Raw genomic sequence first — 17,880 nt, forward strand, 5'->3', positions numbered from 1 at the left:
CCGTTCCCCCGTGGCACCGATGAATTCACCGTCCGGCGCCACGAGGGATCAATGTATTTGCGGGTGGCTCAGGACTCCTCGCCGCCGAGACGGGCCAGTTCCTCGTCCACAACGGACGGATCGAGCTTGCGGAAGACCGGTTTCGGGGCGGCCAGCGGGGTGCCGGCGGCCAGCGGCACCGACTCCCAGCGGGCGCCCGTGGTGTAGTCGCCGGTCAGGATCGGGTATGCGGGGCCGCCGTCGAGGTCGTCGACCTCCTCGATCCGCGGCATCGGCGCGTGCACGCCCGCACCGCCGAGCAGCTCGAACACCTTCTGCGCGGAGTGCGGCAGGAACGGGGTCAACAACGTGTTCGCGTCGCTGACCACCTGGAGCGCCACGTGCAGGATGGTCGCCTGGCGCGGCTTGTCCTCATCGGACTTCAGCTTCCACGGGGCCTGCTCGGACAGGTACTTGTTGGCCTCGGCGACGACCCGCATCGCCTCGCCGATCGCCGCTTTCTGCCGGTGCTTGCCGATCAGCTCACCGACCGTGCCGAACCCGGCCCGGGCGACCGCCAGCACCGCGCGGTCCTCCTCGGTCAGCTCGCCGGCCGCCGGGATCTCCCCGAAGTTCTTCGCGGCCATCGAGACCGACCGGTTGACCAGGTTGCCCCAGCCGGCGACCAGCTCGTCGTTGTTCCGGCGGACGAACTCGGCCCAGGTGAAGTCGGTGTCGTTGGACTCCGGGCCGGCAGCCGCGATGAAGTAGCGCAGCGCGTCGGCGTCGTAGCGCTCCAGGAAGTCGCGCACATAGATGACCACCCGGCGCGACGAGGAGAACTTCTTGCCCTCCATCGTCAGGTACTCACTGGACACCACCTCGGTGGGCAGGTTGAGCCGGCCCAGGTCACCCGGGACACCCGCCTTGTCGCCCTCGCCGGAGTAGCCGAGCAGCAGAGCCGGCCAGATCACCGAGTGGAAGACGATGTTGTCCTTGCCCATGAAGTAGTAGCCGAGCGCGTCCTTGCCCTGCGCGTCGGCCGACCACCACTGCCGCCACGCCTCCGGGTCACCGGTGCGCCGGGCCCACTCGATCGACGCCGACAGGTAGCCGATGACCGCGTCGAACCAGACGTAGATGCGCTTGTCGTTGCGGTCGCGCCAGCCGTCCAGCGGGATCGGGACGCCCCACTCCAGGTCACGGGTGATGGCCCGGGGCTGGAGGTCGTCGAGCAGGTTGCGGGAGAACTTGAGGACGTTGGGCCGCCAGTTCTCCCGGCGGTCCAGCCAGCCGCCGATCGCCTCGGCGAACGCCGGCAGGTCGAGGAAGAAGTGCTCGGTCTCGACGAACTGCGGGGTCTCGCCGTTGATCCGGGACCGCGGGTTGACCAGCTGCTCCGGGTCGAGCTGGTTGCCGCAGTTGTCGCACTGGTCGCCGCGGGCGCCGTCGTAGCCGCAGATCGGGCAGGTGCCCTCGATGTAGCGGTCGGGCAGGGTGCGGCCGGTGGACGGGGAGATCGCGCCCAGCGTGGTCCGGGCGACGATGTAGCCGTTGCGGTGCAGGCCCTCGAACAGCTCCTGGACGATCGCGTAGTGGTTGCGTGTGGTCGTGCGGGTGAACAGGTCGTAGGAGAGGCCCAGACCGTGCAGGTCCTCCACGATCACCCGGTTGTAGCGGTCGGCGAGCTGCCGCGGGGTCACCCCGTCGGCGTCGGCCTGGACCTGGATCGGGGTGCCGTGCTCGTCGGTGCCGGACACCATGAGCACGTCGTGGCCGGCCATCCGCATGTACCGGCTGAAAACGTCGGAGGGCACCCCGAAGCCGGAAACATGACCGATGTGGCGCGGGCCGTTGGCGTAGGGCCAGGCAACCGCGGCGAGAACGTGACTCATGACGTACAAGCGTAGTGACCGCTCACGGCGACGCGCGAACGGATAGCCGCCATGCCGATTTGTCCCGACACGCCCGATCAGTGACGTGCTCGGCGCAGAACCGCGGCGTTAGATGGGCAGGTGACCGGAAACCAGCCACAACCAGCGGAAACACCCCGAGACGAGGGCAATCCCTGGGCGCTGCCCGAGAACGAGTGGTGGCACGACCCGGCAGTCTCACCGACGGCCACCACCGGCGAGCTGATGATCATCGCGCCGGCCGCCCGGCTGCCCTCGTCGCCGCCCCCATCACGACCCTCGTCGCCGCCCTCGGAGACGCCCGCCGCCCGGCCGCCGTCCGAGGTGCGGGCCGCGCCGGAGGTCGAGGAGCGGCTGGCGAACTCGCCGTTCTGGATGAGCGAGGAGGAACGCGACGCCGCCGAACCCGAAGCCGAACCGGCTGCCCGGCGCCGCCCGATGCCCGCCGACCGGCCGGTCGGCGCACTGCTCTGCCTGATCCTGCTGAGCCTGGTCGCGGCGTTCTTCGGCTGGGTCAGCGCGGAGCCGTTCTGGCTGGCGGTCGGGCACGGCGACCAGGGGTACGCGACCACCACCCGATGCCACGGGAACGGGCTGGCCCAGAGATGCGTCGGGCAGTTCGCCGCCGAGAGCTTCTCGGTGGCCACGGTGACCCTGCTCGGCGTCGACGGGGACGGGCGGCAGCCGGGGGCGGTCTCACCGGCCCGGATGGTCGGACCGGGCAGCGATCAGGCGTACACCACATCCGGCGGGCCGCTCACGCACCTGCGGTGGGGGCTCGGGTTCCTGCTCGTGCTGGTGTGCGGGTACGCCATCGCGGAGACCACCGGGGCACGGCGGCTGCCGTCGCGGCCGGCCCGGCGCGGGGCGACCATCGCCAGCTTCCTCGGGCCGATCCTGATGCTGGGCGGGTTCCTGGTGGCCGCCTACTGAGCGTGGACCAACGCGTACACCTCGCGTTTCCGCAGACCGTGAGCGTCGGCGACCTGCTGGATCGCGTCGCGGCGCGAAGCGCCCGCCGCCTCCCGTTCGGCGACCTCGGCCCGCAGCTCGTCGTCGTCCGGCGCAGCCGCCGGCCCGGCCGGCGCGCCCGCCACCACCAGGGTGATCTCGCCGCGCGGATGGTCCGCGGCGGCGCCGGCGGCCAGCGCGCCGAGTGTGTCCCGGCGGATCTCCTCGTAGGTCTTGGTCAGCTCGCGGCAGATCGCGGCCGGCCGGTCCGCGCCGAAGATCGCCGCCAGGTCCTCGCACGCGCCGACGATCCGGTGCGGCGCCTCGAAGAAGACCAGGGTGCGCGGCTCGGCGGCCAGCTCCCGCAGCCGGGCGCGGCGCCCGGAGCCGGACCGCGGCAGGAAACCCTCGAAGACGAACCTGTCACTGGGCAGGCCGGACAGGGCCAGCGCGGTGGTCACCGCGCTCGGGCCGGGCGCCGCGGTGACCGGGAAACCGGCGTCGAGCGCCGCGCGGACCAGCCGGTAGCCGGGGTCGGAGACGCTCGGCATGCCGCCGTCGGTCACCACGGCGACGACGGCGCCGGACCGCAGGGCTTCGACAAGCTCGGGGGTACGCCGTTCCTCGTTGCCCTCGAAGTAGGAGACGACCCGGCCGCCGACCGTCACGCCGAGGTCCCGGGCGAGCCGGGCGAGCCGCCTGGTGTCCTCCGCCGCGACGACATCCGCCGAGGTCAGGACCTCGCGCAGGCGGGCCGAGGCGTCGCCGGTGTTGCCCAGCGGGGCGCCCGCGAGCACGACCCGTCCGCCGGCTTCTTCTCCATGAGGCATCCGAAAAGTCCATCACATGACAGGACGCGCCGACGGCGGGCCTACGTTCTCAGCGCGGGGGCCTACGATCGCGGGGTGACGACGGCGGCCACAGCTGAGACAGAACTCACCACCGCGGACTCCCCCGCCGAGACGGAGTCGTCCCCGGGCGTGCGAGCCATCCCAGAGATCGTCCAGCGGCGCCTGTCGACGCTGGACCGGCGGTTCGAACCGTACTCGTGGCTGGTCACCGTGATCATCACGGTGATCGCCGGGATCCTGCGGTTCGCCGGGGTGGACAAACCCAAGGGGTACATCTTCGACGAGGTGTACTACCCGACCGACGCGTGGGACATGCTCCAGCACGGCTTCGAGTGGGACGAGAAGGTCAACGGCGCGGCGTACGTGGTGCATCCACCGCTGGGCAAGTGGCTGATCGCGCTGGGCGAGATCCCGTTCGGCAACACCGAGCTGGGCTGGCGGTTCTCCACCGCGGTGGCCGGCACGCTGATGGTGCTGATCTTCATCCGGGTCGCCTACCGGCTGTTCCACTCGATCGTGCTGGCCGGGATCGCCGGTCTGCTGATGGCGCTCGACGGTTTCCAACTGGTGCTGTCGCGCACCTCGCTGCTGGACATCTTCATCGGCCTGTTCATCCTGATGACGTTCGCCGCCCTGGTGCTCGACCGTGACCACTACCGGCGCAGCTGGCAGCGGGCCCTGGAGGACGGCTACGACCCGACGGCTACCCCGCACATCCCGCGGTTCGTCCCGTGGTGGCTGCTGGTCTCCGGGATCACCTTCGGCATGGCCTGCGGCGTCAAGTGGAGCGCGCTGTTCTTCGCCCCGTTCTTCGCCGGTCTGGTGTTCGTCTGGCGGGCCCAGGCGCGGCGCTCAGCCGGGGTACGCGGGCCGATCATCGCCGGGATCCTCGGTGACATCGGCTGGCTGGCGCTCACCTTCGGTCTGACCATCGTGGTGTACCTGGCCAGCTGGACCGGCTGGTTCGTCACCGACGACGGCTACTTCCGGCACTACCGGGCCGACAACGGGTGGAGCGAGCCGCCGGTCATCGGCGCGCTGCAGAACCTGTGGCATTACCACTCCGAGGCGTTCAAGTTCCACACCGGACTGACGCAGAAGCACACCTACCAGTCGTGGCCGTGGCAGTGGCTGCTGCTGGGCCGCCCGGTGGCGTTCTACTGGAGCTCGGCGGGCGGCTGTGGCGCGGCCAGCTGCGCCGCCGAGATCCTGCTGGTCGGCACGCCGATCCTGTGGTGGTCGTTCCTGCCGGCGCTGGGCGTGATGGCCTGGTTCGGGGTGGCCCGGCGCGACTGGCGGGCCTACGCGATCATGACCGGCGTGGTGGCCGGGCTGGTCCCGTGGTTCTACTTCGCGGTCAAGGACGGCCGCACGATGTTCTCGTTCTACGCCATGCCGGCGCTGCCGTTCCTGATCCTGGCGGTGGTCTACGTCCTCGGGGCGATCATGACGCCGACGAGCGGGATGACCTCGGGGGCGGCGCGGACCGACCGGCAGCTGGTCGGCACGGTCGTGGTGAGCACCTACGTCATCCTGGTGGCGCTCTGTTTCGCCTACTTCCACCCGATCTTCGTGGGCACGATCATGCCCTACGACGACTGGTCGGTGCGGATGTGGCTGGGCGGCCGCTGGATCTAGCGGAGAGCCGCCGGAACAGACCTGCTGAAAGCAAGGGCGCGCCCCGATCGCCTGCCACGGGGGAAGCGGGCGATTGGGGCGCGCAAGAGAAGCTTAACGAGCCGAGATGCCCCGCACAACGGGTGGTCACGCGAGATTGTCGGGTCGGTCCCATCATCCCACCGCTTCGGGCATAGTGCCCATACCGCGCTATTGCCTCTTTTCGTTTTGCGAGAAATGCTCGAAAAATGAGTCAGGAATGCGACAGTAAATTGCCGGGTACGGCGGCGTAACCTCTTTTGCCCGCGCCCGGCGTCACTGCTCAGCGGAATGGCGCGATCCATCGGCACACGCGGCCCCACCGGGCCAAAGACCATTCGTCCTATTTCACATAATCGGTCGGCTGTCCCCCTTGTGAGTGATTCGTGCCAAGATCGCGATAAATGTTCTTAAGCTTCGCCGGGTGACATCGCAGGAGCCCCAGAACACGCACGACACCGACATCGCCGCGGCCGAGACGGAAGTGATCACCGTCCCGGAGCCCGCGCCGGTGTTCGTGGACTCCACCGGCCGGCGCAGCCGCCTCCTCCGGCGGGTCGCGCTGGCCTTCGGTGTCCTCCTCGTCGCCTACGGCGGACTGGTCAGCATCAGCCTGGCCGGCGGACCGGTGAGCTCGAGCGCCGTACTGCCGCTGCCCGGACTCGACGACGACGAGGACGAGGACGACGAGCCGCAGGCCCGGCCGACACCGGCGCCCGCTCCGATCCCGTCGGTCTCCCCGGCTCGCCGGGTCGTCGAATCGGGCGTCCGGGACGGCGGCGAACAACGCCGGCCCGTCGCCTCCGCCTCGGTCAAGGCCTCCGCCAGCGCCTCCAGATCAGCCAAGGCCACACCGACCCCGTCGGCCAGCTCAGGCAGCCCGACCCCGAAACCGCTCGAATCCACGACGGTGACCCAGCAGCCCACCCCCGACCCGAACCCGACCACGAGCGGGCCGGCCACGCCCGGCGTGCCGCCCAACAAGCCGGTGCCGTGAGCGCCCGCCCGTCCCGCGGCCGCATCCTCCCGCCGCCCCGGGTACTGCTCGGCGCGGTGCTCGCCGGGTTCTTCGTGGCGGTGCTGGTCGTGCAGGCCTACATCAACGCCGAGTTCACCGGCGACCACATCCAGGACGAGGTGGGTGACCAGGCCGGGGTCCCGTCCACGATCCTGCGCGGCGGCCCGATCATCAACACCACGGGCGGCCAGGAGAGCACCACCCGGCTGCCGGACCGGACCATCGCGCTCACCTTCGACGACGGACCCGATCCGGAGTGGACCCCGAAGATCCTCGACGTGCTGCGCCGGCACGACGCGCACGCCACCTTCTTCGTGGTCGGCTCCCAGGTGGCCCGCAACCCCGAGCTCGCCAGACAGGTCGTCGACGACGGCAACGAGCTCGGCCTGCACACCTTCACGCACCCCAACATGCAGCGGCTCGCACCGTGGCGGCGCGAGCTCGAACTGTCCCAGACCCAGATGGCCATCGCCCGGGCCACCGGGGTGCGCACCAACCTGGCCCGGTTCCCCTACTCGTCGAAGAACGCGGCGATCGACGAGGCGAACTGGAAACTGATCAAGGAGGCCGGCGCCCTCGGCTACCTGGTCGTGGTCAACGACACCGACAGCAACGACTGGCAACGGCCCGGACCGGACCGGATCGTCGCCGACGCCACCCCACCGGCCGACCAGTCCGCGGTCATCCTGTTCCACGACGCCGGCGGCGACCGCTCCCAGACCGTCGCGGCCCTCGACCGGTTCATCCCGCAGATGAAGGCCCGCGGCTACCGGTTCACCACCGTCACCGAGGGCCTCAACCTCGGCATCTCCGCACAGACCGGCTCATCGGCGCTCACCCCGCTGCCACTCAACCCGCAGGCGCCGTCCGGCGACGCGTGGCGGGGCCTGGCCGTGCTGTGGACCGTGGGCCTCGCCGACGGCATGGTCGCCGTGATCGCCACCCTCTTCGTGGTCGTCGGGGTGCTCACCATCGGCCGTACCCTGCTGCTCCTGCTGCTCGCCACCAGGCACGCCCGGCAGCGCCGCAGACCCGGCTGGCAGTGGGGTCCCCCGGTCACCGACCCCGTGTCGGTGATCGTCCCGGCCTACAACGAGAAGGAGGGCATCGAGGCCGCGGTCCGGTCGCTGGCCTGCGGCGACCACCCCGGCATCGAGGTGGTCGTGGTCGACGACGGCTCCACCGACGGCACCGCCGACCTGGTCGACCGGATGAACCTGCCGAACGTGCGGGTGGTCCGGGTGCCCAACGGCGGCAAACCGAACGCCCTCAACACCGGCGTGGCGATGGCCCGGCACGACCTGATCGTCATGGTCGACGGCGACACCGTCTTCGAACCCGAGTCGCTGCGGCTACTGGTCCAGCCGTTCGCCGACCCGACGGTGGGCGCGGTCGCCGGCAACGTCAAGGTCGGCAACCGGGAGACCACCGTCGCCCTCTGGCAGCACATCGAGTACGTGATCGGCTTCAACCTGGACCGTCGCCTCTACGAGGTGATGAACTGCATGCCGACCGTGCCCGGCGCGATCGGCGCGTTCCGGCGCGAGGCGCTCGCCGAAGTCGGCGGGGTCAGCGACGAGACCCTGGCCGAGGACACCGACGTCACCATGGCCATGTGCCGGGCCGGCTGGCGGGTCGTCTACGAGGAGAACGCCCGCGCCTGGACCGAGGCGCCGACCACCATGGAACAGCTGTACCGGCAGCGGTACCGGTGGAGCTACGGGACCATGCAGGCGATGTGGAAACACCGCCGGGCGCTGTCCGACTCCGGGCCGTCCGGCCGGTTCGGACGGGTCGGGCTGCCGTTCCTCGCCCTCTTCGGGCTGGCCCTGCCGATGCTCGCCCCGGTCGTCGACATCATGCTCGTGTACGGCCTGGTCTTCTGGGAGCTCAAGGAGACCGCGATCGCCTGGCTCGGCATGCTGGCGCTGCAGCTGTTCACCGCAGCGGTCGCGTTCCGGATGGACCGGGAGTCGTTCAAGCCGCTGCTCAAACTTCCGTTGCAGCAGTTCGCGTACCGGCAGCTGATGTATCTCGTGCTGCTCCAATCGGCGACCACCGCGCTGACCGGCGGGCGGCTGCGCTGGCACAAACTCAACCGGGCCGGGCTGGCGCAACCGTCGGCCATGGTGCCGGCCCAGAAGAGACACGCAAGCCCGTCCCCGGTCGAACTGCAGCCGATCGGGGACGGGCGGGCGTCGCCGTCAAGGGCGTTCGACTCAGGCGACCGCCAGGTCCCGGATCAGCTCGGCCGGGTCCATCGACGCGTACGGGAACACGACGTGCAGTGACGTGCCGTCACCGGGCCGGTCGGACAGGGCGACGGTGGCGTGGTGGGCGTCCAGGATCCGCTTCGCCACGGCCAGCCCACGGTCCGGCCCAGGCACGTCCGCCGGGTTCGCGATCGCGCCGTAGTACAGGTGCGGGAACAGGTCGGGGCGCATCCCGTCCGGCAGGTCCATGTCGTCCAGCCGTACCGTCGGGCCGGACTCCATCTCCGTGCCCACCCGGACCCGGCCACCCTCCGGTGTGTATTTCACCGCCGCGAACAGCAGGTGCGTCAGCACCTGTTCGAGGCGCACCGGGTCGGCGATGATCGGCAGCGACGGGCCGCCCGCCTGGTTGAGGATCCAGATGTGTTTGCTGGCCGCGATCGGCCGGACCGCCTCGACCGCCCGCTGGGTGACCCGGGTCAGGTCGCACTGCCGCATGTGCAGGCTCTCCCCGCCGAGCCCGGCATCGGCCATCGTGGTCAGGTGGTCGATCAGCTCCCGGAAACCGCGACAGTGCGCCGCCGTGGCCCGGCCGACCAGATCGGCCATCTCGGCGTCGTGGTAACCGGTGTCACCGAGCCGTTCCAGGTACGCCGACATCAGCCGCAGCGACGACCGCAGTTCCCCGCCGACCAGCCCGGCCAGGTCGTCCTTGCGGCGTTCCAGCTCCTGGAGCCGGGCCGTGGTGTTGGCCAGCGCGAACGCGTACCGCCGCAGCTCCAGCTGGGCGGTTACCTGACGGGCGAGGGCGCGCAGAGCCTGCTGCTGCTCCATGTCCAGCCGGCGCGGCTGGGTGTCCATCACACACAGCGTGCCGAGCGCGAACCCGTCGGTGGTGAGCAGCGGCGCGCCGGCGTAGAACCGGATCCCGTTCTCGGCGGTCACCAGCGGATTGTCGGCGAACCTGTCGTCCTCGCGGGCGTCCGGCACCAGCATCAGGTCACGCCCGAGGATGGCGTGGGCACAGAACGAGACGTCCCGCGAGGTCTCCGCGACCTCGGTGCCGGTGTGTGCCTTGGCCCACTGCCGGTCGGCGTCCACCAGGCTGACCGCTGACATCGGCGCCTCACAGACGCCGGCGGCCAGCGCGACGATGTCGTCGAAGTCCTTCTCCGGGGGGCTGTCGAGTATGTCGAGCGAATAGAGGGCGGCCAGCCGCTCGATCTCGTTGTCGGGCAGTGGTGCTTTCATGTGCGGTCACCTCCGAGACTTACTCCAAGAGGTACCACCCAAAAGTAGCAAGTCTCGCAAATCTCCCGGAACTGGCGGTGCCCGCAGGCTCCTGAAGAGCGGATATGCTTCGCGGCCATGAGCACCGAGCAGTTCGCCTGCGGCACGTGCGGGGCCTCACACGACGGGCCGCCGCTCAGTTTCGCCGCCCCGGCGCCGGACTACTGGCAGCCGGAGATGGCCGGAAAGGAGGGCTGCCTGCTGGACGCCGACATCTGCGTCATCTCCGGCGAGCAGTTCTTCGTCCGCGGCCTGATCGAACTGCCCGTGTGGGACACCGGCGACATCTTCACGTACAGCATGTGGGTGTCCCTGAGCCGGCCCAGCTTCACCCGAGCCGTCGACGTGTGGGAACAGCCCGGCCGCGAAACCGAGCCGCCCTACTTCGGCTGGCTTTCCAACATCATCGCGGGGTACGAGCCATCGACGCTCAACCTGCGGACGAACGTGCACACCCGAGCCGTGGGACAGCTGCCGTACATCGAGCTCGAACCCTCCGGCCACCCACTCGCCGTCGAACAGCTCGCCGGCATCACCCGGGCCCGGGTGGAGGAGATCGCCTCCTTCCACCTGCACCGCTAACCTGCTCGGATGGAACTGCGGACGATCGACCCCCGCAACTACGAGGCGGCCCTGGCGATAGCGGTCCGCCCCGACCAGGCCGACCTCGTCGCGCCCGTCGTCAAATCACTGGCCGAAGCGTACGTCTACGGCGAGCAGGCCTGGCCACGCCTCATCTACGACGGCGACCAGCCGGTCGGCTTCGTGATGGCCTTCCTCGACATCCCGTGGACCGACCCGGACGACACCGACCGGCGCTCCGGCCTGTGGCGTCTCAACATCGCCGCCGGCCACCAGGGCAGCGGCTACGGCTCCTTCGCCGTCGAGGCCGTCTGCGCCGAGATCCGCGCCCGCGGCGGCACCCAGGCGTATGTCACCTACCACGAACGCGAGGGCGGCCCGGCGCCGTTCTACGCCCGCCTCGGCTTCCGCCCCACAGGCGAGATAGCCGACGGCGAAACAGTGGCGGTCCGAGACCTCGGCTAGTCCCGCGCCAGGGCGGTGTCGTACGAAAGCGTCAGCTTCCCGCTATCGCCCTGCTCGATGACGCCGACCCGCTCGCCGGCCATGAGAACCACCAGGCGTTTCCCTGGCGCCTCAGCCACGGTCATCCCCCAGCAAAGCGTCAAGATCGACACCGTCGGCAGCCGGCTCGACCGGGAAGGCATCCAAGCCCAAGCCGACCGCGTCCAGCGCGCGCAGGATCAGCCCGAACTCGGCCGTCGCCTTTCCGGCCTCCAGACCGGAGAGCCAGCGGAGGCTGACCCGGGCCGCGGCGGCGACCTCCACCTGGGTCCAACCCTGATCCTGTCTGGCCTGACGGATGGCCAGACCGAGATCGCGCGCGCTGGCGATTATCATCGCTCCCCCATCATGTGCACGTTCATGCACACGCTAGCTGATGTGCACGTTCGTGCACACGCCTTGGGGAAATTCGAGCTCGCGTCACTTCTTGCGGCGGACGGCGTAAGCGACGGCGCCGTTCGCGTCGTCGACAGCGGTCACCTCGACCGAATGCCCCTCGGTGTCCGCGGGCACCTCGAGGTCCAGCGCGCCGAACCCGGTGGTCGGCGCGCAGGCTTGCAGATCCTGCTCCACCAGCGCCGTGCCGATCCGGAACCCCACCCGCAGAACGCCGTTGCCGGAGCAGGACACGATGAGCCGGTACCCGCCGGCCTCCCACTCGGACTTCGGGTCCTCGCGGCGCAGCGGATTCTCCGGATCGAGCACCTGCGCGTCGGCGACGATGTTCTGCACGGCCGCGGTGGCTGCGGTCTCCTCCGGAGACAACACGACAGGCGTTCCGGTGGGCACGCCCATCTGCTCCCCGGACGGCCCGCAGCCGGTCAAACCCAAAACCATCACGAGGGGTACGGCACTCAAGCGCACGATCGCCAGCGTATGACCCGCCGCAGCGCCACCGGCAGTTGTTCAGTTTTCCGCGCCGTTCAGAAAAACTGAACAGACCCAAGAACCGAACAACCGGTCAGCCGATGCCCAGCCCGCGTGCCATCGCCTGTAGCAGCGCAGCCCGCCGACGTGGGTCGTCCGGCCACCCGGAAGCGTTCGTGACGTTCATGTGCCGGACCAGGATCTCGCCAGGCATCCCCGGCCACCGACCGGCTATCTCGGACACACGCTTGGCGCCGACGATGCCCGCGGTCTCCTCACCGAGCACCCGAACCGCCGCGGCCGTGTTGTCCAGGCCCTCCTCGACGAGCAGATCCTGGCCGTGCTCGGCCTCGTAGAGGTGAGTCTCGACAGCGGGTGACGTCGAATACCAGTACATGACGGTGGCGATGTCGGAAGCGTCCTTGTATTCGCCGTAGGCACTACGATCCAGCCACGCGACGAGTTTCAACGCGGCATACCCGGCAGCGCTGGGAATCCGGATGGTCCCGGCGGACGGCAACTCCAACGGGAGAGCAACCTTGAAGACCTCGCTGAAGCCCCACACGCTGATCGGTTCGCGGCGGGTCGCGGGCACGACCGTGCCGGGCGGGTTTTCCACCGGCCCGAACGGCATCAGGTCGGCCACCGTCTGCGCGACCTGAAAGCGGATCCCGGTGTCTCCGGCCGGCCGGAGACTCCCGACCAGCTCGTCGTACGCGGCCCAGTTCGCCATCGCAAGCCCGAGGTCGATATCGGACGTGGCCCGCAGCGGGAACTCGTGCCCGAATGCGCTCTGCAGGATGTCCCGGCAGTGTGCCCCGACGAGCAGGACCTCACTGGAGCGCAGCCGCGCGGACTTCGCCAGAAGTTCGGTCATCACCCCGTCGACCAGGTGAAGCAGCGACGGATCAGCTCGGCCCGGATCCAGCACGATCGCCCCTCCACGTTCTCGCCACCTCGACCAGGCGGGCGTCTCCGGTGGCCATCAGATCGGCGTAGACCAGGGGCCACGGCGCATTCCCCGGTTTCGCCGCAGGCTCCTCGGCCGGACGTGGCGAGGTCCAGAACTTGCGGCGCACGAAGATGTTGTCGACACGATCCGGGTTCACGGCCCAACGGTTGGCTACGGCCAGTTTCGGGTCCCACGAATCCACATAGACGGTCAGTGTCGCCGGGCGCACGATGTCCACACCGGCGGCCGACTCGCCGCTGAGGTAGGCGGCCTGCTCACCCGTGAAGGGCCGGCCGGGGTCGCCGGAGAACCGTGCGACCTGCAGATGCGGGCCGAGGCCGGTCGGATAGGCCGCGGTCCAGAGGTCGAGCAGCTCACCGAATCGGGCTGGGCTCAGAGCGGTCCCCGCCAGGTACCCGGCTTCCCCGAGCCGGGTGAACACGTCATGAGCCTGCCCCAAGGACGTTCCCGCCGCCGCCGCGATGTCCCGCTGCCGCAGGCCGGCCAACTCCGGCCAGGCGAGCAGCGCCAGGATGACCTGAGCCCTGACTCTGCTGAACAGATTCGACGGACGCGAGACGGCCGGATCCGATCGTCTCGGGCTCTGCTCATCCGCAGACGTGGCACGACCCTGAACGTCGATGAGCACACCGTCGAACGAGATGTACGCGTTGCCCAGAGCGTCCAGAAACTGGACGTTCGCCTCGCGGAACGCCTCTGCGCTGCGACGGCTGATGCGGTCACCGACAACCAGTAGCGGCCGCTCGCCGACCAGCATCCCCTGAGCCAACGAGGTCAGCGTCATCGAGGGGGCGATCCAAACCGCATACGTACTGGTGACGCCACCCCGCGACAGCTCGATCAAGGCGTCTGCACGGCTGTCCGGGTCGACACCGGACGACTCCACTACGATCGTGATGCCGAACTCGCGCAGACGCTCCCGGGCGGGCTCCAAGAGCCGCTCCACCTCGACGGACGTCATGGGTGTTCGGTTTTTCACGCTGTTCAGTTTATTTGAACGCCACCGAAAACTGAACAACCTCCAGTTCCGCCCAAACACAAAACGCCCGGACCGAAGTCCAGGCGTTCAATGTGTGGGTGGAGCTGTGGGGATTTGAACCCCAGACCCCCTCGATGCGAACGAGGTGCGCTACCAGACTGCGCCACAGCCCCCCGGTCTTCCGGTGACTGCGTCACCTTGGAACCGTTGAAAGGCTAACAGGTCATCTCGCCCCTTCGCGAACCACCCCTCCCAAGAACGTCCGGGAGGGCAACAGCCCGGATGGCGGCCCTGGGGCCGGGACTGTCGCCTGCGTCGCTGAGGGAGCCACGGGACCGGCCGAAATGGCGGGGCGGGCTGGCCGTACAAGCTAAGAAGCGTTGTGCCGACGCCCACCGGCCTCGTACGGACGACCTCGCAGACCGCCTCGCCGCCGGTATGAGACCGAGCCGCCGTTGGCGGCGACCGGAAGTTCGGAGGGTTCCCGGTCGAGGCCCATCGCCGCACGCCGGACCGCTTCGCGCTGGGCGGCCAGGCGGCGCTGGGCCTCGCGGCGGGCGGCGGCTCGGCGGGCCTGTTCGCGGCGGACCTCGGCCTGGCGGGCGGCGAGCCAGGCCGCTTCGCGGGCCTGGATGCGACGGCGGCGGCGATCGGCGATGGCCCGGTTGCGCAGGTGTACGAGGTACAGCCCGAGCAGACTGCCGGTGACCGCGAAGCTGATCCAGAAGCCGGGGCCGACCGCTACGACGCCGACCAGCTCGATGGTGTTGAGCAGGACGAGCGCGGCGAAGACGCGACGGCGCCGGACGACGGCGGGGGCACCGCGGCGCTGGGGGGCGCGGCGGGCCGGGCGCCTGCCGGTGACGAGCCGGAGGCGCCTCTCCGGCGGGCCGGCCGGATCACCCGTTGGGGCGGGGACCGTAACCGTGACCTGGCGGGCGGGGTTGATCGGTCGGCGTCCGGGCACGGTTCGGAGACGGCGGTGGCGCTGTAGCACCCGCGCCGTCGAGGACGCCCGTTCCGCGGCGAGCCGCTCGGTGGCGTCGTACCGGCGTACCAGCGCCGGGGCGAGAGCGAGCAGGCCCGCCGCGGCGAGGACGGCGAGGAGCACCGAGGTCGGCACCGTCACCGCTCCGATCCGCCACGACGAATGACACGTGGAATGACACGACGAATGCGAGGTTACGGGCGGTAGCCGTGATATTTCGCGCGCCGCGCCGGTAGCGTTGCGACGTTACCGATCATGAACTGGTGCGGACCCGGCGCCAGCGCGCCAGCAGGCCTCCTTCGCCGGCGACCTCCTCGCTGGTCATCGCGTAGCCGAGGTGATCGCGCCAACCGCCGTCGATGTGCATGTAGCGCTGGTGGTACGCCTCCTCGCGGAAGCCCAGCTTCTCGACGACGCGGCGGCTCGGCCCGTTCTCCGGCCGGATGTTGACCTCTATCCGGTGCAGGCCGCCCGGCCCGAACGCGTGGTCGACGGCGAGCGCCAGCGCCGTCGGGATCACACCGCGGCCGGCGACCCGGTGGTCGACCCAGTATCCGGCGTACGCCGACGCGAACGCCCGCCGCACGATGTTGCCCAGGTTGACGTGGCCGACGAGGCGTTCCCGGCCGTTCTCGACGAGGCAGACGGCGAACGGCATGCTGTCGCCGTTGCGGGCGGCCCGTTTCATGTCGCGGTAGACGTAGCCGAAGGTGCGTGGCGAGTTCATCTCGGCCCACGGGCCGGGCGGCGCCGACTCCCACGGGGCCAGCCAGGCCTGGTTGGCGATCCGCACCTCGGACCAGGCCCGCGCGTCGCCACGCTTGTACGGCCGGAGCAGCACAGCCCCGTCCGACAGCACAGCGGGCCATCCGGGTGTGGTGGCCCCCAGCATCTATCGCCTCCGGTCGAGCAGCAGAACGTCGACGGTCGAGCCGGCGGCCGCTGTGGTGACCCGTTCGCCGAGCACCAGCAGGCCGTTCGCCTCGGCCAAACCGGACAGAGTGTACGGCCCACCGGCGAGCGGCTGCACCGTGTAACCACCACCGCGCCGTTCCGCCACGTAGGCGGGCCGGAACTCGCGCAGGCCACCCGGCGACGACACCGTCTCCAGCAGGTGCGCCTTGATTCCGGGGCGGAAGACGGGTTCGGCTCCGGCGAGCATCTGGATCACCGGGCGGGCCAGCACCTCGAACCCGATGAGCGCGGCGCCGGGCTCGCCGGGCAGGCACACCACCGGCACCTCCTCGCCGCCGACGGTGCCGAACCCGAGCGAGGTGCCGGGGCAGAGGGCCACGTCGGTGAACTCGACGGTGCCGCGGCCGGGGCCGGGCCGGGACAGCACGCGGCGCAGCATGTCGCCGGGTCCGGTGCCGGTACCGCCGGTCGTGATGATCAGGTCGGCGCGCAGCGTCTGGTCCTCCAGCAGGCCGCGCAGCCCTTCCGGGTCGTCGTCACAGATGCCGATCCGGTACGCCAGCGCGCCCGCCTCCACCGCGGCTGCCGTGAGGGCGTGCGAGTTGGCGTCGACGACCTGGCCGGGCTGGCTGGGCCGGCCCACGTCGACGAGCTCGTCGCCGGTGGCCACGACCACCACCCGGGGGCTGGGCCGGACCATCACGTGCCCGATCCCGGCGGCGGCGAACAGGGCCACGGTCGGCGGGGTGACGTAGGAGCCGGCGGCGGCCAGGAGCTGCCCGACGGCGACCTCCTCACCTGCTCGCCGGACCCCGGAGCCACGTTTCGGGGCGTGCAGGATCTCCACCGCGGCCATGCCCTGATCGGTCCAGTGGACCGGGACGACGACGTCGGCGCCGATCGGCAGCGGCGCCCCGGCCGCCACCGAGAAGCAGGTGCCCGGGGTGAGCCGGACCGGCCGCCAGTGTGCCGCCCCCATGTCGCCGACCACGTTCAGCCGGACCGTGCGGGCGGTGTTCTCGAACTGCCCGAACGACGGGTGCGACCCGATGCGCCCGGCGCCGGCCAGGTCTTCCCATCGGGCCGCGTACCCGTCGATCGCGGCCTGGTCGAACGCCGGGTACGCGTGCGGGGCGACCACGTCGGCCGCCAGCACGTTCCCGTGCGCCTGGGTGAGGTCGAGGTCGAGCGGAGGCAGCGCCCGGAGCCTGCGCAGCACGCTGCCCAGGTACTCGGCGAGAGGCATCAGCTCGTTGGAAGCGGCCGCCTCGCGATCGGCCGTGGCGGTCATCCCTTCCGGCCGCCGCTGAACTTCGGATCGCCGACGAACTCGGTGAGCCAGGCCCGGAACTCCTCGCCCAGGTCCTCCCGCTGCGCCGCGAGCTGGACGACGGCCTGGAGGTAGCCCAGCGGCATGCCGGTGTCGTAGCGGTGGCCGCGGTAGACGATGCCGTGCACCGGCACACCGTCGGCGAGCATCGTCGCCATCGCGTCGGTGAGCTGGATCTCGCCGCCGTTGCCGGGCTTGGTGTCGGCGATGACGTCGAAGATCGTGCCGGGCAGGACATAGCGGCCGAGCACCGCCAGGTTGCTCGGCGCCTCCTCCGGAGCTGGTTTCTCGACCAGGCCGGTCACCTCGACGACATCCGGGTCGTCGGTGGTCTTCACCGAGGCGATGCCGTAGCGGGACGTCTCGTGCGGCGCGACCTCCATGAACGCGAGGACGATGCCGCCGGTCTTCTCCTGGAGGTCCAGCATCGCCGGGAGCAGCGGCTTGTCCTCTTCGACGAACTCGTCACCGAGCAGGACCGCGAACGGGTTGTCGCCGACGTGCGAGGCGGCGGTGCCGACGGCGTGGCCCAGGCCGAGCGCCTCGCCCTGACGAACCGTGTAGATGTCGGCGAGTTCGCTCGAACGGCGTACCGCGGCGAGCCTCTGCTGGTCGCCCTTCTCCTCCAGCCGGGCCTCCACGTCGGGACGCCTGTCGAAGTGGTCGACCATGGCGGTCTTGCCCCGCCCGGTCACCAGCAGGACGTCGGTGATGCCGGCGGCCGCCGCCTCCTCGACGATGTACTGCAGGACCGGCCGGTCCACCACCGGCAGCAGCTCCTTGGGCACGGCCTTGGTGGCCGGCAGGAAGCGGGTCGCGAGACCCGCGGCCGGGATCACCGCCTTGACGGCGCGCTTCGTCGTCATACAGT

Annotated in this window: 18 protein-coding genes and 1 tRNA gene; 6 read left to right on the forward strand and 13 right to left on the reverse strand. The window is 70.3% G+C overall.

Annotated elements, in window-relative coordinates; translation table 11 throughout:
* Nucleotides 1–68 precede the first annotated feature (68 nt).
* Nucleotides 69–1,874, reverse strand: a complete 1,806-nt coding sequence (metG, locus tag AB0E94_RS18505) for a methionine--tRNA ligase (protein ID WP_360327540.1) — start codon at nucleotides 1,872–1,874, stop codon at nucleotides 69–71.
* 120 nt (nucleotides 1,875–1,994) lie between these two features.
* On the opposite strand from metG, the gene AB0E94_RS18510 reads away from it, so the two are divergent.
* Nucleotides 1,995–2,825, forward strand: a complete 831-nt coding sequence (locus AB0E94_RS18510; protein ID WP_360327542.1) for a hypothetical protein — start codon at nucleotides 1,995–1,997, stop codon at nucleotides 2,823–2,825.
* Here the strand turns inward: AB0E94_RS18510 and rsmI are convergent.
* Complete coding sequence (gene rsmI, locus AB0E94_RS18515) at nucleotides 2,819–3,673, reverse strand: 16S rRNA (cytidine(1402)-2'-O)-methyltransferase (RefSeq protein ID WP_360327545.1); 855 nt, start codon at nucleotides 3,671–3,673, stop codon at nucleotides 2,819–2,821. The two genes, AB0E94_RS18510 and rsmI, sit on opposite strands and share 7 nt — an antisense overlap.
* A gap of 75 nt (nucleotides 3,674–3,748) precedes the next feature.
* On the opposite strand from rsmI, the gene AB0E94_RS18520 reads away from it, so the two are divergent.
* The 3 genes from AB0E94_RS18520 to AB0E94_RS18530 all read left to right on the forward strand — a co-directional run bounded on the left by AB0E94_RS18520 (nucleotide 3,749) and on the right by AB0E94_RS18530 (nucleotide 8,659).
* Nucleotides 3,749–5,332, forward strand: coding sequence for a phospholipid carrier-dependent glycosyltransferase (locus AB0E94_RS18520; protein WP_360327547.1), 1,584 nt, complete (start codon nucleotides 3,749–3,751; stop codon nucleotides 5,330–5,332).
* A 442-nt stretch (nucleotides 5,333–5,774) separates the two neighbouring features.
* Nucleotides 5,775–6,347 (forward strand): hypothetical protein, encoded by a 573-nt coding sequence (locus AB0E94_RS18525; RefSeq protein WP_360327549.1) that lies wholly within the window; start codon nucleotides 5,775–5,777, stop codon nucleotides 6,345–6,347.
* Nucleotides 6,344–8,659, forward strand: coding sequence for a bifunctional polysaccharide deacetylase/glycosyltransferase family 2 protein (locus AB0E94_RS18530; RefSeq protein ID WP_360327551.1), 2,316 nt, complete (start codon nucleotides 6,344–6,346; stop codon nucleotides 8,657–8,659). Before AB0E94_RS18525 ends, AB0E94_RS18530 begins: the two co-directional genes overlap by 4 nt.
* Here AB0E94_RS18530 and AB0E94_RS18535 read toward each other — a convergent pair.
* A complete protein-coding gene (locus AB0E94_RS18535; protein ID WP_360327553.1) occupies nucleotides 8,588–9,832 on the reverse strand; it encodes a HAMP domain-containing sensor histidine kinase in 1,245 nt (414 codons plus the stop codon). The two genes, AB0E94_RS18530 and AB0E94_RS18535, sit on opposite strands and share 72 nt — an antisense overlap.
* A gap of 117 nt (nucleotides 9,833–9,949) precedes the next feature.
* On the opposite strand from AB0E94_RS18535, the gene AB0E94_RS18540 reads away from it, so the two are divergent.
* Complete coding sequence (locus AB0E94_RS18540; RefSeq protein WP_360327555.1) at nucleotides 9,950–10,453, forward strand: DUF2199 domain-containing protein; 504 nt, start codon at nucleotides 9,950–9,952, stop codon at nucleotides 10,451–10,453.
* Nucleotides 10,454–10,462: 9 nt separating this feature from the next.
* Entirely contained in the window at nucleotides 10,463–10,918 is a 456-nt protein-coding gene (locus tag AB0E94_RS18545) for a GNAT family N-acetyltransferase (protein WP_360327557.1), read from the forward strand.
* On the opposite strand, the gene AB0E94_RS18550 is transcribed toward AB0E94_RS18545, so the two are convergent.
* The 10 genes from AB0E94_RS18550 to AB0E94_RS18595 form a co-directional block, all read right to left on the reverse strand.
* Complete coding sequence (locus AB0E94_RS18550) at nucleotides 10,915–11,037, reverse strand: hypothetical protein (RefSeq protein WP_360327559.1); 123 nt, start codon at nucleotides 11,035–11,037, stop codon at nucleotides 10,915–10,917. The two genes, AB0E94_RS18545 and AB0E94_RS18550, sit on opposite strands and share 4 nt — an antisense overlap.
* A complete protein-coding gene (locus AB0E94_RS18555; RefSeq protein ID WP_360327561.1) occupies nucleotides 11,030–11,293 on the reverse strand; it encodes a helix-turn-helix domain-containing protein in 264 nt (87 codons plus the stop codon). Before AB0E94_RS18555 ends, AB0E94_RS18550 begins: the two co-directional genes overlap by 8 nt.
* Before the next feature lie 84 nt (nucleotides 11,294–11,377).
* On the reverse strand, nucleotides 11,378–11,821 hold the full coding sequence (locus AB0E94_RS18560; RefSeq protein WP_360327563.1) for a hypothetical protein: 444 nt from the start codon (nucleotides 11,819–11,821) through the stop codon (nucleotides 11,378–11,380).
* A 97-nt stretch (nucleotides 11,822–11,918) separates the two neighbouring features.
* A complete protein-coding gene (locus AB0E94_RS18565; RefSeq protein ID WP_360327565.1) occupies nucleotides 11,919–12,755 on the reverse strand; it encodes a hypothetical protein in 837 nt (278 codons plus the stop codon).
* Nucleotides 12,733–13,776 carry a type IV toxin-antitoxin system AbiEi family antitoxin gene (locus AB0E94_RS18570; protein ID WP_360327567.1) on the reverse strand — a complete coding sequence of 348 codons (1,044 nt, stop codon included), beginning with the start codon at nucleotides 13,774–13,776 and terminating at the stop codon, nucleotides 12,733–12,735. Before AB0E94_RS18570 ends, AB0E94_RS18565 begins: the two co-directional genes overlap by 23 nt.
* Before the next feature lie 99 nt (nucleotides 13,777–13,875).
* Nucleotides 13,876–13,949 (reverse strand) — tRNA-Ala (locus AB0E94_RS18575).
* A gap of 197 nt (nucleotides 13,950–14,146) precedes the next feature.
* The gene (locus AB0E94_RS18580; protein WP_360327568.1) at nucleotides 14,147–14,905 is read right to left on the reverse strand and encodes a hypothetical protein; all 759 of its coding nucleotides are present in this window, start codon (nucleotides 14,903–14,905) and stop codon (nucleotides 14,147–14,149) included.
* 112 nt (nucleotides 14,906–15,017) lie between these two features.
* Nucleotides 15,018–15,656 carry a GNAT family protein gene (locus tag AB0E94_RS18585; RefSeq protein WP_360327570.1) on the reverse strand — a complete coding sequence of 213 codons (639 nt, stop codon included), beginning with the start codon at nucleotides 15,654–15,656 and terminating at the stop codon, nucleotides 15,018–15,020.
* The gene (glp, locus tag AB0E94_RS18590; protein WP_360327572.1) at nucleotides 15,657–16,970 is read right to left on the reverse strand and encodes a gephyrin-like molybdotransferase Glp; all 1,314 of its coding nucleotides are present in this window, start codon (nucleotides 16,968–16,970) and stop codon (nucleotides 15,657–15,659) included.
* Nucleotides 16,967–17,875 carry a UTP--glucose-1-phosphate uridylyltransferase gene (locus AB0E94_RS18595; RefSeq protein ID WP_360327574.1) on the reverse strand — a complete coding sequence of 303 codons (909 nt, stop codon included), beginning with the start codon at nucleotides 17,873–17,875 and terminating at the stop codon, nucleotides 16,967–16,969. The genes glp and AB0E94_RS18595 overlap by 4 nt, the downstream gene beginning before the upstream one ends.
* Nucleotides 17,876–17,880: the final 5 nt, after the last annotated feature.

The sequence above is a fragment of the Actinoplanes sp. NPDC026670 genome, assembly GCF_040638175.1.
In the GTDB taxonomy this organism is placed as follows: Bacteria; Actinomycetota; Actinomycetes; order Mycobacteriales; family Micromonosporaceae; genus Actinoplanes.

Bases quoted from the DNA above. Each gene is read 5' to 3' on its own strand.
- metG (WP_360327540.1), bottom strand. From the start codon at position 1,874: ATGAGTCACGTTCTCGCCGCGGTTGCCTGGCCCTACGCCAACGGCCCG.
- AB0E94_RS18535 (WP_360327553.1), bottom strand. From the start codon at position 9,832: ATGAAAGCACCACTGCCCGACAACGAGATCGAGCGGCTGGCCGCCCTC.
- rsmI (WP_360327545.1), bottom strand. From the start codon at position 3,673: ATGCCTCATGGAGAAGAAGCCGGCGGACGGGTCGTGCTCGCGGGCGCC.
- AB0E94_RS18545 (WP_360327557.1), top strand. From the start codon at position 10,463: ATGGAACTGCGGACGATCGACCCCCGCAACTACGAGGCGGCCCTGGCG.
- AB0E94_RS18540 (WP_360327555.1), top strand. From the start codon at position 9,950: ATGAGCACCGAGCAGTTCGCCTGCGGCACGTGCGGGGCCTCACACGAC.
- glp (WP_360327572.1), bottom strand. From the start codon at position 16,970: ATGACCGCCACGGCCGATCGCGAGGCGGCCGCTTCCAACGAGCTGATG.
- AB0E94_RS18595 (WP_360327574.1), bottom strand. From the start codon at position 17,875: ATGACGACGAAGCGCGCCGTCAAGGCGGTGATCCCGGCCGCGGGTCTC.
- AB0E94_RS18555 (WP_360327561.1), bottom strand. From the start codon at position 11,293: ATGATAATCGCCAGCGCGCGCGATCTCGGTCTGGCCATCCGTCAGGCC.
- AB0E94_RS18585 (WP_360327570.1), bottom strand. From the start codon at position 15,656: ATGCTGGGGGCCACCACACCCGGATGGCCCGCTGTGCTGTCGGACGGG.